The sequence below is a fragment of the Thermohalobacter berrensis genome (genome assembly GCF_003609645.1).
GTDB lineage: Bacteria > Bacillota > Clostridia > Tissierellales > Thermohalobacteraceae > Thermohalobacter > Thermohalobacter berrensis.
Genome location: NZ_MCIB01000001.1, coordinates 281,123 through 295,936 on the forward strand (window position 1 = coordinate 281,123; position 14,814 = coordinate 295,936).

The window sequence follows — 14,814 nt, forward strand, 5'->3', positions numbered from 1 at the left end:
TCTACTTTATTTAATAAAATATAGATTAATTTTAACATATAAAAAAAAAGGCGGCAATATGCCACCTAAAGAATGTAAAGGGGGTTTTTGTAAGGTTATAAATTATTTTTGACATTAATTTATTTTTTATACATATAGCTAATTTTTGCTTTTTATAATATCTCCTATTGTAAATTCTATATCTTCATTATATTCTTGATAATTAACATTTTTAGAATCATCTGCTTCTTTAATACTTAAGCTAATTTTTTGTTTTTCTATATCTAAATTCAAAATTTTAACTTTAACTTTTTCACCAATCTCTAATTTTTCCGAAGGTTTTGCAATATGGTCATTACTAATTTGAGAAATATGAACTAACCCTTCTATTCCTGGCTCTAATTCTATAAAAGCTCCATAAGACATTAATTTAACAACTTTACCTTCTACTATATTTCCAACTTTGTATTTTTTATCTATATTTTCCCAAGGATGCGGTTGAGTTGCTTTTAAACTTAAAGAAATTCTTTCATTTTCTTTATCAATATTTTTAATTAAAACTTTAATCCTATCTCCTTCATTAATTAACTCCGTTGGATGACTAATTTTAGCCCATGATAATTCAGATATATGTAGTAAGCCTTCAATTCCTCCAATATCAACAAAAGCTCCGTAATTAGTTATTTTTCTTACTATACCTTCAACTATGGCACCTTTTTGTAATTTTGATAACAATTCTAATTTCTTTCTTTCTGTTTCTTCTTGCTCGACAATTTTTCTTGAAAAAACTAGCTTTTTATTTTCTCTATTAAATTCTATAATCTTTACTTCTAGTATTTTACCTATATATGAATCTAACTTGTTTACAAATTTAGTCGAAATATGTGAAATAGGAATAAATCCTATAACACCTTCTGCTAAAGCTAAAAGTCCACCTTTAATTTTTCTTATTACTTTAACATTAATTACTTTTTTATTTTTATATAGTTCACTTAGTTTTTTCCAACCAAGGATTTTATCAGCTCTCTTTTTAGAAAGTAAAACATTACCTTCTCCGTCATCTACTTCCATTACATATACATCTATTTTATCTCCAACTTTTATTACATCACTTGGATTAACATTTGAATCTACTGAAAATTCTTCACTTTTTACTATTCCATCTGCTTTATAGCCAATATTTACTATTACTTCTTCATTATTTACAGAAATTATTTCCCCTTCAACTATATCTCCTTTTTCTAGATTAGCTACATCTGATAAAGAATTTAACATGCTATTCATATTCTCGTTATGATTATTAAAATTGCTCATTATATCTATTACCTCCTTAATTATCCAATCTGGAGTTGAAGCCCCAGCAGTTATACCAACAGTTTGGTATTTTTTAAAATCTTCTAATGGTAAATCTTTTATCGTTTCAATATGATAAGTGTTTGGACAATATTTTTTGCTAATTTTAACAAGCTTTTGTGTATTAGAACTATGAAATCCTCCAATAACTATCATTGCATCAACTTTTTGTGCTACTTTTTTACATGATTCTTGCCTTAGTTGTGTGGCATTACAAATAGTATTAAATATTTTACTTTCTTTTGCTTTTTTTACAATTTCTTTAGAAAGCTTTTCAAATTTTTCCTCAGTTATTGTAGTTTGAGCAACAATACATAGCTTGTTTAACAACGGAATCTTTTTAATATCTTCCATAGAGTTTACTATATAAGCAGAATTATTGCACCAGCCGTTTATCCCTATTACCTCTGGATGTTCTTTATCTCCTATAATTACTATTTGATAACCTTTATTGTAATATTCATTGGCCTTTTTTTGAACTTTTCTAACAAATGGACATGTAGAATCTATTAATTCAATATTATTTTCTTTAGTCTTATCGTATATGTTTAAAGGTACACCATGTGACCTAATTATAACTTTGCCATTTTTTACATCATCAATATTTTCAATAGTTTTTAATCCTTTACTTTTTAATTGTTCTATAACTTGTTTGTTATGAATTAAAGGTCCTAAAGAATAAACATTATTCTTTTTATTATTTACTGTTTCATAAGCTGAATCTATAGCTTTTTTCACTCCGAAACAAAACCCTGAATTTTCAGCCAAAATTATTTTCAAAATAAAACCTCCTACTCTATTTTTTAAGTTTATATATAGAAGATAAAATTTCTTGGCTAACTTTTTTATAATCATCTTGGCTATTTTTCTTAGAGTAATAGTTTTTAAACTCAATTTGATTTCCTATATTTATTTTAACCTTATTAAATAACTTATAGTCAGTATCAATATAAACAGGTATAACAGGAGATTTACTCTTAATACTTATCATTGCAACACCTGGTTTTGCATGTTTAATATTTTCATTATTAACCCTTGTTCCTTCGGGAAAAATACCTAAAACCTTTTCTTCTTTAAGAATTCTTATAGATTTTTTTATAGCAGATAAATCAGTATTTTTTCTATCAACAGGAAAAGCTCCAAGTTTTTTCAAAATAATTGAAAAAAATTTATTTTTAAATAATTCCTTTTTAGCCATAAAGTGGACCTTTCTATTTAATGAAATTCCAACAAGAATAGGGTCTAAAAGGCTTTTATGATTAGAACATATTATTAATCTACCCTTTTTAGGTATATTTTCAAGACCATTTATTTCTATTCTGTATATAAAATTAAAAAAAAGATAACTTAAATTTTTAGCAAGTTTATAGAAGCTCATGAATTACCTCCCTTCCTTAATATAAGTTAAAATTTCATTAACTGTTTCTTCAATAGTTTTATATGTTGTATCGATTAAAATAGCATCTTTACTCATTTTTAAAGGTGAAAGTTCCCTAGTACTATCTATTTTATCTCTAATTTTTATTTCCTCTATTACTTTCTCCAAAGTAATATCTTTTTCCTTCTTTATTAGGTCTTTATATCTTCTTTTACCACGTTCTTCTACTGAAGCAGTTATAAAAAATTTAAAAGTTGCATATGGTAAAACATAGGTTCCTATATCTCTACCATCCATCACAACACTTTTATTGCAAGCAATTTGACGTTGTTTTTTCACTAATTCTTCTCTAACTTCCTTTATTTTTGCTACTTTAGATACATTATTATTAACTTTATTGGTTCTAATTTGTTCATTTACTATTTTTCCATCTAAGTATATATTATTATTTTTAAAATCAATAGTTGTGTTTGTTAGTATTTTTTTTATTGAATTTATATCATCTAAATTAATTTTATTGTCTAATAGTTTCAGAGTAAGGGCCCTATACATAGCACCAGTATCTATATATGTGATTTTTAACTTTTTAGATATAATCTTGGCTATCGTACTTTTACCGGCACCTGCAGGACCATCAATTGCAATTGATATTTTTTTCATTTTAAACCTCCTTTAAGCAAAATTATAACCACCGTTAAAAGGTGGTTTGTAAAATTTATAATAAATCTGGTCTTAGCTTGATTGCATCCTTTAAATATACATGTCTAATTTCAGATTGCTTTTTATTGCTATTGAAAAGAATTAGAACCCTAATACATTTTTTTAAACTATTCTCTACTTCCATCTCTTGAAAACACATTAAGCCACATTTAACAAATCCTAATTTTCTTGCAGCAAAAGCAGGATATTCTTTATTTAAATCTTTGGTTGATGAAAAAATTATACTTATAACTGACTCATTATGTATGTTATTTTTTATTAATAATTCATTTAAAAGTTCCTCAGTTGATTTAACTATATCTTCTTTTGTGTTTTTTTCTACTGTAATTGCTCCTCTTACTGAAACTACCCTCATGTAAATCACTTCCTCATTTCATTATATATTATTTTTTTTTATAGTACAAGTTTATTTTAACAGTACTTTTCCTAAGATTTCAATACTCTTAGAGGTTGTGACACTTGAATTTAGTTTAGGTGTTTTTATATTTTTACTTACTCCGACAACTTTAACTTCTATATTTTCTTTATACATAGTACCGTTTATTTCTATTAGATCATTATTATAAACTTTTATATCAATCTCTTTTTGATTACCAAATTTTTTAACAGTCTCTCCATTTATAAGTACTTCAACATTTCCATAATTTTTGCTATTTAGAATTTTTAATATGATTATACCTTTATTCTTTTTATTAATAGATTCTAATGGGACTCCTTCAATATTTTTATTTAAAAAGACTGATAAAGTTTCATTATTCAACACAATCTGTAAAGCTATTAGAAGTAAAATACTAATTATACAAAGCTTTAGCAATAGGGATTCTATTTTATTAAAAAAATTCCTTGAAATATATAACACCTCCTTTAAAGTACTTCTATTTTTATATGTTATGCATATAAATAAAAAAAATGTGCTTAAAAGCACATTTTTAACAATTTAATCCAGCTAAATATCCTGTAGAAAAAGCAATTTGTAAATTAAATCCACCTGTAATTGCATCAATATCTATTATTTCTCCGGCAAAATACAAACCAGGAATTAATTTTGATTCCATTGTAGAAGGGTTAATTTCACTTGTTGAAACACCTCCAGATGTTACAATTGCTTCTTTTATAGCCCTTAAATTTTTATAGGTCATCTTTAAGTTTTTAATACTATATATACAATTATTTCTTTCAGACTTAGTAATTTGATTGCAAGCCTTTTTGCTGCTAATTTTTGATTCATTTAATATAATAGGTATAATTCTTTTAGGTAAAATATCTTCTAGAATATTTTTAAATAACTTGCTAGGGTTATTGTTTATTAACTTAATCAAATATCGATCCAATTTTACTTCACTTATATCTGGCAATAAGTCCAATTTAAAGTGTATATTTTTATTACTATATTTATTTATAAAACTACTTAACTCTAAGATAATCGGACCAGATATACCATAATGAGTAAAAAGCATTTCTCCAGATAACTCAAATTTTAATTTATTTTCTATAAAGGTTTTAATTTTAGATTTTCTAAGTGCCAAACCTTGTAATTCTTTTGCCCAATTTTCTTTTATTTCTATAGGAACTAAAGCTGGCTTAGGCTTTATTATAGTATGTCCAAATTTTTTAGCCCATTTATATCCATCACCTGTTGAACCTGTATTTGGATATGAAATCCCACCAGTTGCTAGTATAATTTTGTTGAAATTTTCTTTATTAGCATTATTAAAAAATAATTGAAATTTGTTATTCACTTTTTTGATGTCTTTTACTTCTTTACTTAGTTTTATAGTTACTTTTTTATCTTTAAGATACCTTTTAAAGGCATTAATTACGTCCTTGGCATCATCTGAAATAGGAAAGCACCTTAAATTATCTTCAGTTTTTGTTTTTACTCCATATGTTTGTAAAAGATTTAAAATATCTTGATTACTGAATGTATAAAATGAACTATATAAAAACTTTTTATTTGTTACAACACTGTCTATAAGTTTTTCAATGCTACATGCATTTGTAACATTACACCTTCTATTACCTGTTATAGAAAGTTTTTTTCCTAGATTATCATTTTTTTCAAATAGTATAACCTTTTTTCCTCTACTTGCTGCAGTACCAGCTGCTAAAATTCCAGCAGGGCCTCCTCCTATAACTGCTATTTTATTTGTCAAGTTTATACCTCCTTAATGTATTTCGTATCATTTAATACTCTAATTATGGGGCCATATTTACCATATTCGATAATACTTAATGAACCATTACTAATTGTAAGTTTACCATAATTAGATAAATCTGAGCCTAATATACCTAAAATTAAAGTTTTAATAGCAGTACCATGTGAAACTATTAGGATATTACTTTTCATATGCACTTTACGTATATTATTTAAAGCTTTAAGCATTCTGTTCTGAACATCTAAAAGAGTCTCAGCTCCTGGAAGTAAAAATTTATGGGGATTGTTTCGCCAAATAAAATAATCTTTATAATATTTAGTTCTTATTTCTGACAATGTTAGTCCTTCCCAAGGACCGAAATTGATTTCTCTAAGACTTTTTAATTTTTTAGCTTCTAAATTTAATCTTCCTCCAATTATTTTAGCAGTTTTATACGCTCTAATTAAGTCACTTGAATATATATAATCAATTTTTTTATCTGCCAATGTAAATCCTATTTTATCTGCTTGGCAAATTCCCTTTTTTGATAAGTTTATATCTTTTTGTCCCTGAACTTTTCCAGTTTTATTCCATAGGGATTCCCCATGTCTAAGCAAATATATTTTATTCATTATATCATTCCTTTTAATATTATTTGTAAAATTATATGATATTTATTTTTATATTATTTATCAATTATGATAACATCAATTATGTTATATTAAAAAATAAAAAATACTGGCATTATGCCAGTATTAAAAATAGTCATTTTTATCTAGATTGTCATAAATATCATACTCTCTCCAAATATATTCTAATTTTTTAAAATACTCTCTAATTTCATTCTTTTCTCTCATACCAATGGCAATTATTAAAGCATTAAGTAAACTCATAGGTGCTACTAGTGAATCTACAAAAGATGCCATATTGCTTTTAGCTATTAAAGTAAAGTCTGAAATACTTGCAATAGGTGAAATATAACTATCTGTAATCCCCACAATATTAGCTTTTTGACTCTTTGCATATCTTAATGCTTCCATAGTTCTTTTAGAATATCTAGGATAACTTATACCTATAACTAAATCTTCCTCTGTAACTCGCAATAATTGTTCAAAAACATTACTTACACCATAAGTTACAATCTTTACATTATCTAGAATCAGTCCTAAATAGAAACCTAAATAATTAGCTAAAGTAGCTGAACTTCTAAGTCCTAAAATATATATTCTTTTAGCCTTAAAAATACTATCAATTACTTTATCAAATACTTCCTCATCAATTTCATCTAAAGTTGCTCTAATATTATCCATCTCTGCTTTTAAGACTTTTTTAATCAAACCACTACTTTTTTTATTAGAAAAATTATTTGACATACTAAGTCTTTGAACTGTTGTTAGTTTATTTTTGATTAATTCTTGTAACGCTTTTTGCAAAGTTGGATAACCTGAAAATCCTAAAGCATTTGCAAATCTAACAACAGTAGATTCACTAACTCCAACCATTTCTCCAAGTTTTGCAGCTGTCATAAAAGCAGCTTTATCATAATGTGATAAGATATATTCTGCTATTAGTTTTTGTCCTTTACTCAATTTATTAAACTTTACCTGAATTAGTTTTAGTAAGTCTTTTTCGTTTTCATCAAGATTACTATTTTTTTTCATATAACCATTCCTTACCTTAGTTGTTTATTAGATTTAACCCCTTCTCGAAAGCTGTTTTGTTTATATCTTCTGTCCCCCTTGGTACTCTATTTAATATAGCATTTTCTAAGGAATCTTTAGTAACAATACTTGAAGCCTTACAAATAGCACCTAATGCAACAATATTTGCAACCATTGGTACTTTTAATTTTTCATTAGCAGTTTCAATAACAGGAAGTTTAAATTTTTTAATATCTTTCCTTTTTACTTCCACACTATTATCTACTATTAGTATACCATCTTTTTTTAATGAATCTATGTATTCATCACATGCTTTTTGGGTAAGAGCTAATAATAGGTCACATTTTCTAACTTTTGGATAGTTTATTTCTTTATTACTTATAATTACTTCAGATTTACTTGCTCCACCCCTAGCTTCAGGACCATATGATTGAGTTTGGACAGCGTTTTTCCCATCTTTAATAGCTGCTTCAGCTAATATTATACCGGCTAAAATTAATCCTTGCCCCCCGGCTCCACTTAGTCTAATTTCATATTGATTAGACATACTATCTCTCCTTTTGAAAACTTTCAATAATTTTTTTATACTCTTCTGTATATTCTGGCTCTTGAGTCTTATAAAGCTCTCCTACTATAATTTTATCTTTTAATTGTTCGTCTGAAAGTTTTTCTGCTGCTTTTACATTTATTGAATTATTCTTAAGATAATTCATCATATCTACAACATTACCCTTTTTATTTTTTCTACCATAATAAGTTGGACAAATACTTAAGGTTTCTATAAAAGAAAAACCTTTATTTTTAATCCCTTCTTCAACAAGTTTGGTAATCATATTTACATGGTATGCAGTTGACCTGCCTGTGTAAGTTGCACCTGCTGCCTTAACTAAATTGCATAAATTAAAATTTTTATCTATATTACCGAAAGGTGCTGTTGTTCCTCTTTCTCCTTGAGGAGTTGTAGGTGAATATTGTCCTCCTGTCATACCATATATATTATTATTAAAAACTATAGTAGTTATATCTATATTTCTACGGGCAGCATGAATTAAGTGATTACCTCCAATAGCTGCACAGTCGCCATCACCTGTTATAACAATAACCTTAAGCTTTGGATTTGCCATTTTTATTCCAGTAGCGAAAGCTAAAGCCCTTCCATGAGTTGTATGTAAAGTATTGAAGTCCATATACCCAGGAGCTCTTGAAGAACAACCAATTCCCGATACAATACAAATATTATTTTTTTCAATATTTAAATTATCTATGGCCTTAACAATCGCTCTCATTGTTATACCATGACTACACCCTGGACACCATATATGTGGTAATTTATCTTCCCTTAAATACTCATTTATTAATCTACTAGACAATTTTAGACCTCCTTAATTTTCTTAAGAATTTCATCAGGAGTAATTAGTTCTCCATTCAATTTACCATATTTATCAACATGTGCATATTTGCAAGCTTTTCTTTCAACTTCTATAGCGTATTGCCCCAAATTCATTTCAACAGTAATAATCTTATTTACTTTTTTAGCTAATTGTTCTATTTCAGTATCTAAAAATGGCCAAATTGTTATAGGTCTAAAAAGTCCCACTTTTATTCCTTCGGCTCTAGCCATATCTACTGCACTTTTGGCTGACCTAGCAGTACTTCCAAATGATATTAGAGCTATTTCAGCATCTTCCAGTTTATATTCTTCATAAAGGAAAATATCCTTTTTATTGTCATCAATTTTCTTTATTAATCGTTTTATTAAACTTTCTGCTACCTTTGGTGTATTACTAGGAAATCCTGTTTCATCATGTACTAATCCTGTAACATGAAATCTATATTCTCCACCATATTCAGCCATAGGTGGTACTAACTCTCCATCTTCAATTCTATATGGTTTATAATCAACAAGTCCACTTGTTGGTTTCTTTCTATCTATTACTTCTAAGTCTTCTCTGTTAGGTATTTCTACTTTTTCTCTCATGTGACCTATTACTTCATCCATTAACATTATCACAGGTACCCTATATTTTTCTGCATAATTGAATGCCTTAATAGTTAAGTCAAACGTTTCCCTAACAGATGAAGGTGATAATGCTATAACTGGATGGTCTCCATGTGTTCCCCATTTTGCTTGCATAATATCTCCTTGTGCTGGCGAAGTAGGTAAACCTGTACTAGGTCCTCCCCTTTGAACATTAATAATAACACAAGGTACTTCAGCAATAGCAGCATATCCAATATTTTCTTGCTTTAAAGAAAATCCTGGTCCACTAGTTGCTGTCATTGCTTTTAAACCAGTTAATGATGCACCAATCACTGCAGCCATACTACCAATTTCGTCTTCCATTTGTATAAATTTACCGCCTACTCTTGGTAATCTTTGCGCAGATATTTCTGCAATTTCTGTAGATGGTGTAATAGGATAGCCTGCAAAAAAACGCATTCCTGCTGCTATTGCTCCTTCAACACAAGCCTCATTTCCTTGCATAAGTTTTATATGGTTACTCATCATCCTTACCCCCTAAGTAAATTGCATAATCAGGGCAACGCATTTCACATTGACCACATTTTATACAAGCATCAATATCGACTATTTTAACTATTTCATTTTCAATTGATAAAACGTTTTTTGGGCAGAAAGCAGCACATATGCCACATCCTTTACACCATTCAGATTTTACTATGAGCTTTTTCTCATTTTTAATTTTTAATGACGTGGCCATTAAATTAATCCCCCTTTATTCGATAAAACATTTTCTACCACTAGAATAACAGAATGTTTTTTGTATTGCAAGCAAAATTTCATAATTTTAATAATTTAATTAAAATTTGCAAGTTTTATTTCAATTTATGCATTTTTCTTTATAATTCCCAATTTTTCATTTCATCGAGAAAATCATAATTAGTTAAATTAAAATGTAATGGTGTAATTGAAATATAGCCACTTTCAGTTGCCATAACATCGCTTTCTTTGTTGTTTTCTATTTCTATTAGTTTGCCTGCTAACCAATAATAACTTTTTCCCATTGGATCTTTCCTTTTAATATAATTATTTTTATATTTCCTAATCCCTAACTCTGTCACTTTTATACCTTTTATTTTTTCTATATATAAAGCTGGAATGTTTATATTAAAAATTATATTGTTTGGTATATCTTTTTCTATAATTGACTTTACTAATTTGCAAGAATATATCTTTGCTCCTTCATAATTAATTTTTTCTTTAGAACCAACTGCTGATATAGCAATAGATGGTATATTATGTATTGCACCTTCAATAGCAGCTGATACAGTACCAGAATATAAAACGTCTGTTCCTAAATTAGGTCCATCGTTTATACCTGAAACAACAACATCTGGTTTTTTTTCTAATATTGATTCCACAGCAATCTTTACACAATCACTAGGAGTTCCGTTAATTGACCATGCATCTATTTCTATATCATTAAATTCAAATCTATCAACTCTTAAAGGTTTATGTAATGTAATAGCATGCCCTATAGCGCTTCTCTGCCTATCTGGAGCAACAACAGTTACTTTACCTATTTTTTTTAAGCTTTCAGCTAATTTTCTAATTCCTATAGCATTAATACCGTCATCGTTAGTAACCAATATTTGCATTATTTATCTCTCCTTTAAATAAATTTTTTTGTATAGTTAATAATAATATTACATCTAAATATAGGAGTGGTAGCTTTGATTCAAATTGATGATGCTGGTAGCGGAAGTTTAATAGGTGGAACTTGCATTGGAGCTATTAGAGTAGAAACTAATGAGTACTATTATGAATTTATACCAATAAAATTTTATTCAAAAGAAAATTTTAAAAAAAAGTTATATTTAGATTATGTAGTAGTTATTATAAAAAGACTATTTTCAAAATTAAATGTAAAAAAAAATGAACAAATTGAAGTATGTAGAGGTTATATGTTCGATAAATTAAGAAAATGGTTCGAACAAGAAAATTTTAATTACAAAAGTGTTAAAATTGGTGAACCATTACAAACTAAAATAGAGAAAACCTTTGAAGAATATGGAATATCCCTAGGTATTCCATCTCCTTTTATACGATACACTAAATATCCTTTTCATTTTCACAGAATATTAAAGTGGGTATATGCGGACTATGAAAATAGAAGCAAGCTATGTAAAACAGGTTGGAAAAGCTGGGATAAATATGGAAACCTCCCAAAGGAGGTTTCCATAGATTATATCAAAAAATCAAATTATATTTGCTTAAAATGTGGTAGACCAATAGAAAATAATTCATGGGTTAAAAAAATTAAATACACAAGTAATAGACCAAATACAATATATTTACATTCTATTTGCTAAATTATACTGGATAAGTTTTTTCCTCAATATCTAATAACGTGTCATCAATTTTGTATTTTTCCACTTGCCTTATTCTAAAGTAATTTAATGCAACTTGTGGGAATAAAGCATATGTTAAAATATCTTCATCCTGTTCAATATATTCTTTTATCTGTTCTTTTAATTTATCTAGTTGTGGTTTTAAAAGGTCTGCTGGTCTACCTGTATAAATATTTTCTTCACCTATTATTTTTTTCTTTATTTCTCCAGAAATAGGAATTGTTGGTTTGCCATACAAACCTTTAACATAATTTTTTATTTCTTTAGGAACAACTTTATATCTTTCTCCCAAAATTACATTTAATACTGCTTGAGTTCCAACCATTTGACTAAGTGGAGTTACAAGTGGAGGATAACCTAAATCCTTCCTTACTTTGGGAACTTCCTCTAATACCTCATCAAACCTATGTAATGCATTTTGTTGTTCAAGTTGAGAAACCAAATTAGAAAGCATTCCACCTGGAACTTGATATATTAAAGTTTTAGCATTAACCCCTAAAACTTTAGGTTTTAAAATTCCTTTTTCTATATATTTGTCCCTAACAGGTCTTAAATATTCTGCAATCTCATTTAATAAATTTAAATCTAAACCAGTTTCATAGGGTGATTTCATTAATGATGCAACAAAAGACTCTGTAGCAGGTTGACTTGTACCCATGCCAAAAGGTGATAAAGCTGTATCTACTACATCAACCCCTGCTTCTATGGCTTTCATATAAGTTTGATTAGCTATTCCACTGGTGAAATGTGAGTGTAGTTGTATCGGTACATTGACGCGTTGTTTCATTCTTTTTACCAATTCATAAGCTTCGTAAGGTAATAATATGCCTGACATATCCTTAATACAAATTGAATCTGCCCCTATTTCTTGCATCTGCTTTGCTAATCTAATATAATAATCAATACTATGAACAGGACTTACTGTGTATGATATAGCTGTTTGTGCGTGTCCACCAGCCTTTTTAGTTTCTTCTACAGCAGCTTTAAGATTTCTCACATCGTTTAATGCATCAAATATTCTTATTATATCTATACCATTTTCGATAGCCTTTTTAATAAATTCTCTTACCACATCATCTGAATAGTTTTTATAACCTAACAAATTTTGTCCCCTTAATAACATTTGAAGTTTGGTTTTTCTTATTACTTTTCTTAATTTCCTTAATCTTTCCCAAGGATCTTCATTTAAAAATCTTAAACAAGCATCAAATGTTGCTCCTCCCCATACTTCTAAGGAATGAAAACCAACTTTATCTAATTTTTCAGCAATCGGTAGCATTTCTTCAGTTTTCATCCTAGTTGCAATCAAAGATTGATGAGCATCCCTAAAAATTGTTTCTGTTATCTTTATCTTTGGCATATATGCCCCTCCTATTTACTCACTTTTTTCTCAACCTTTTTTCTCAACTCCAAAAAGTATAGGTGGATTATTAATTTGGTTTATAAAATCAAATTTTAAAACATTAAATTGTTTCTGGTCTAAATTTCTGAGATAATTTTCTACTTTTTCCTTTTCTTCTTTACCACCTTTATGTCCATAATAAGCTACCACTAATAAAATTCCATATTTTTTTAATGCTAATAAACTTTTTTCAATTGCCTTTATTGTAGATTCAGGTTTAGTAACTATGCTATGGTCTCCACCTGGTAAATATCCTAAGTTAAAAATAACTAAATCAACTTTTTCTTTTACATAAGCATCTAGTTTTTCATGGCTATCCTTTATTAGTTCAACTCTGTCAAATACATTATTATTTACTAATCTTTTTTTTGTATTTAATAATGCTGAATCTTGTATGTCAAATCCATATACTTTACCTTCTTTTCCAACTTTTTCTGCTAAATAAAATGTATCATGTCCATTTCCTACTGTTGCATCCACTACTACACTTCCTACTTTTATTTTTTTTTCAATAATCCATTTAGCCAAATCAGTAGCTTTTGTAAAGTACTTACACTGCATAATTAACCCCTTCCATTATTACATGTATTTTCGAAAAAAACTGGCACATCACATACTAAAGCAGTTTTTTTATTTATTAGTCTTTTTATATTATCTTCAGCATCAATAATATCTATTTTTTCAAATCCTTTTTTTAACAAATAATTATCACTTTCTAGATAGTATACCTTGTTAATTCCATTTAAGTAACAGTAATTTAAAGTTGCTCTTAATAAACCATCTCCTAAATTATTACCCCGTATATTTTTATCTATAATTAAATATTTTAATATTCCTATATTATCCCATATAGTTAATTTGCTAACTCCTAAAACTTCATTATTCTCCTCTATTAAATAAATTACCTCATTTTCTTCTTTTTTATCATCAAAATTGTTTTTTGATAATATTTTTTTTAACTTTTTTCTATCTGTTGATGAATTTAATCTTCTAATTGTAATCATATTATTCCTCCATTTGTTTTTCATAAGTCACATTATAGAATAATAATTATTAATTATATAATGTTTATAAATTTTTCAAATATTTGATTTCACTCTTATTTAAATAACGCCAATTCCCTTCTTTAAGATTTCCTAATATTAAATTTCCTATTTTAATCCTCTTTAATTTTACAACAGGATGATTAATTTTTTCACACATTTTTCTAATTTGTCTATTTCTACCTTCATGTATTTGTATTTCTACTATGGATGTACTATTATACTTTTTTAAGACTTTTATCTTTGCCTTTGCAGTAATTCTTCCATCAATTTCAATTCCTTCTCTAAATTTTTTTAGTTCTACTTCATTAGGGATACCTTTAATTTGTGCAATGTATGTTTTAACTACTTCGTGCTTTGGATGTGTTAATTTATAAGTCAAGTCACCATCATTTGTAAGTATCAACAATCCTGAAGTATCGTAATCTAACCTTCCAATAGGATATATTCTTTGTTTTACCCCTTTTATTAAGTCAATAACTGTAGGCCTATTGAATTGATCTGAAACTGTTGTCACATATCCCACTGGTTTATTGAGAGCTATATAAACTTTCTCGTCTTCTAGTTTTATTAATCTATTATCAACCTTCACAATATCTTTATCAGGATTAACCTTATAACCTAATTCAGTTATTACTTTACCATTTACCTTAACTCTTCCATCTAAAATTATTTTTTCTGATTTACGTCTTGAAGCTACACCACATTTTGCCATAAATTTTTGAAGTCTCATTTAATCCCCGTCCTTTTTCTTTTGTTTTCCAAATTATTC

At 27.7% G+C, this 14,814-nt stretch carries 18 protein-coding genes; 1 reads left to right on the forward strand and 17 read right to left on the reverse strand.

Annotated elements, in window-relative coordinates; all coding sequences use genetic code 11:
* Positions 1–138: 138 nt before the first annotated feature.
* From BET03_RS01455 to surE, 13 genes are all read right to left on the reverse strand, one after another.
* Positions 139–2,112, reverse strand: a complete 1,974-nt coding sequence (locus tag BET03_RS01455; RefSeq protein ID WP_120167002.1) for a bifunctional 4-hydroxy-3-methylbut-2-enyl diphosphate reductase/30S ribosomal protein S1 — start codon at positions 2,110–2,112, stop codon at positions 139–141.
* Positions 2,113–2,128: 16 nt separating this feature from the next.
* Entirely contained in the window at positions 2,129–2,710 is a 582-nt protein-coding gene (locus BET03_RS01460; protein ID WP_120166507.1) for a lysophospholipid acyltransferase family protein, read from the reverse strand.
* A 3-nt stretch (positions 2,711–2,713) separates the two neighbouring features.
* On the reverse strand, positions 2,714–3,370 hold the full coding sequence (gene cmk / locus BET03_RS01465; RefSeq protein WP_120166509.1) for a (d)CMP kinase: 657 nt from the start codon (positions 3,368–3,370) through the stop codon (positions 2,714–2,716).
* 55 nt (positions 3,371–3,425) lie between these two features.
* Positions 3,426–3,785: a chorismate mutase gene (gene aroH, locus BET03_RS01470; protein ID WP_120166511.1), complete on the reverse strand. Its 360-nt coding sequence runs from the start codon at positions 3,783–3,785 to the stop codon at positions 3,426–3,428.
* Between the two features lie 51 nt (positions 3,786–3,836).
* Positions 3,837–4,190, reverse strand: a complete 354-nt coding sequence (locus BET03_RS01475) for a hypothetical protein (RefSeq protein WP_183108667.1) — start codon at positions 4,188–4,190, stop codon at positions 3,837–3,839.
* Between the two features lie 169 nt (positions 4,191–4,359).
* Positions 4,360–5,583 carry a BaiN/RdsA family NAD(P)/FAD-dependent oxidoreductase gene (locus tag BET03_RS01480; RefSeq protein WP_120166515.1) on the reverse strand — a complete coding sequence of 408 codons (1,224 nt, stop codon included), beginning with the start codon at positions 5,581–5,583 and terminating at the stop codon, positions 4,360–4,362.
* A gap of 2 nt (positions 5,584–5,585) precedes the next feature.
* Positions 5,586–6,197 carry a histidine phosphatase family protein gene (locus BET03_RS01485; protein WP_120166517.1) on the reverse strand — a complete coding sequence of 204 codons (612 nt, stop codon included), beginning with the start codon at positions 6,195–6,197 and terminating at the stop codon, positions 5,586–5,588.
* A 123-nt stretch (positions 6,198–6,320) separates the two neighbouring features.
* Positions 6,321–7,226, reverse strand: a complete 906-nt coding sequence (locus tag BET03_RS01490) for a MurR/RpiR family transcriptional regulator (RefSeq protein WP_120166519.1) — start codon at positions 7,224–7,226, stop codon at positions 6,321–6,323.
* Positions 7,227–7,242: 16 nt separating this feature from the next.
* A complete protein-coding gene (locus BET03_RS01495; RefSeq protein WP_120166521.1) occupies positions 7,243–7,773 on the reverse strand; it encodes a 2-oxoacid:acceptor oxidoreductase family protein in 531 nt (176 codons plus the stop codon).
* A 1-nt stretch (position 7,774) separates the two neighbouring features.
* On the reverse strand, positions 7,775–8,596 hold the full coding sequence (locus tag BET03_RS01500) for a 2-oxoacid:ferredoxin oxidoreductase subunit beta (RefSeq protein WP_183108668.1): 822 nt from the start codon (positions 8,594–8,596) through the stop codon (positions 7,775–7,777).
* A 2-nt stretch (positions 8,597–8,598) separates the two neighbouring features.
* Positions 8,599–9,732 (reverse strand): 2-oxoacid:acceptor oxidoreductase subunit alpha, encoded by a 1,134-nt coding sequence (locus tag BET03_RS01505; protein ID WP_207666021.1) that lies wholly within the window; start codon positions 9,730–9,732, stop codon positions 8,599–8,601.
* Positions 9,725–9,946 (reverse strand): 4Fe-4S binding protein, encoded by a 222-nt coding sequence (locus tag BET03_RS01510; RefSeq protein WP_120166525.1) that lies wholly within the window; start codon positions 9,944–9,946, stop codon positions 9,725–9,727. The genes BET03_RS01505 and BET03_RS01510 overlap by 8 nt, the downstream gene beginning before the upstream one ends.
* Positions 9,947–10,085: 139 nt before the next feature.
* Positions 10,086–10,844: a 5'/3'-nucleotidase SurE gene (surE, locus tag BET03_RS01515; protein WP_120166527.1), complete on the reverse strand. Its 759-nt coding sequence runs from the start codon at positions 10,842–10,844 to the stop codon at positions 10,086–10,088.
* Positions 10,845–10,919: 75 nt separating this feature from the next.
* On the opposite strand from surE, the gene BET03_RS01520 reads away from it, so the two are divergent.
* Positions 10,920–11,558 (forward strand): hypothetical protein, encoded by a 639-nt coding sequence (locus BET03_RS01520; RefSeq protein ID WP_120166529.1) that lies wholly within the window; start codon positions 10,920–10,922, stop codon positions 11,556–11,558.
* 1 nt (position 11,559) lies between these two features.
* Here BET03_RS01520 and BET03_RS01525 read toward each other — a convergent pair whose 3' ends face one another.
* The 4 genes from BET03_RS01525 to BET03_RS01540 form a co-directional block, all read right to left on the reverse strand.
* Complete coding sequence (locus tag BET03_RS01525; protein ID WP_120166531.1) at positions 11,560–12,957, reverse strand: oxaloacetate decarboxylase subunit alpha; 1,398 nt, start codon at positions 12,955–12,957, stop codon at positions 11,560–11,562.
* 30 nt (positions 12,958–12,987) lie between these two features.
* Complete coding sequence (gene mnmM / locus BET03_RS01530; protein ID WP_120166533.1) at positions 12,988–13,560, reverse strand: tRNA 5-(aminomethyl)-2-thiouridylate-methyltransferase MnmM; 573 nt, start codon at positions 13,558–13,560, stop codon at positions 12,988–12,990.
* A 2-nt stretch (positions 13,561–13,562) separates the two neighbouring features.
* The gene (locus tag BET03_RS01535; protein ID WP_183108669.1) at positions 13,563–14,003 is read right to left on the reverse strand and encodes a GNAT family N-acetyltransferase; all 441 of its coding nucleotides are present in this window, start codon (positions 14,001–14,003) and stop codon (positions 13,563–13,565) included.
* Positions 14,004–14,067: 64 nt separating this feature from the next.
* A complete protein-coding gene (locus BET03_RS01540) occupies positions 14,068–14,775 on the reverse strand; it encodes a pseudouridine synthase (RefSeq protein WP_120166537.1) in 708 nt (235 codons plus the stop codon).
* Between the last annotated feature and the right edge of the window lie 39 nt (positions 14,776–14,814).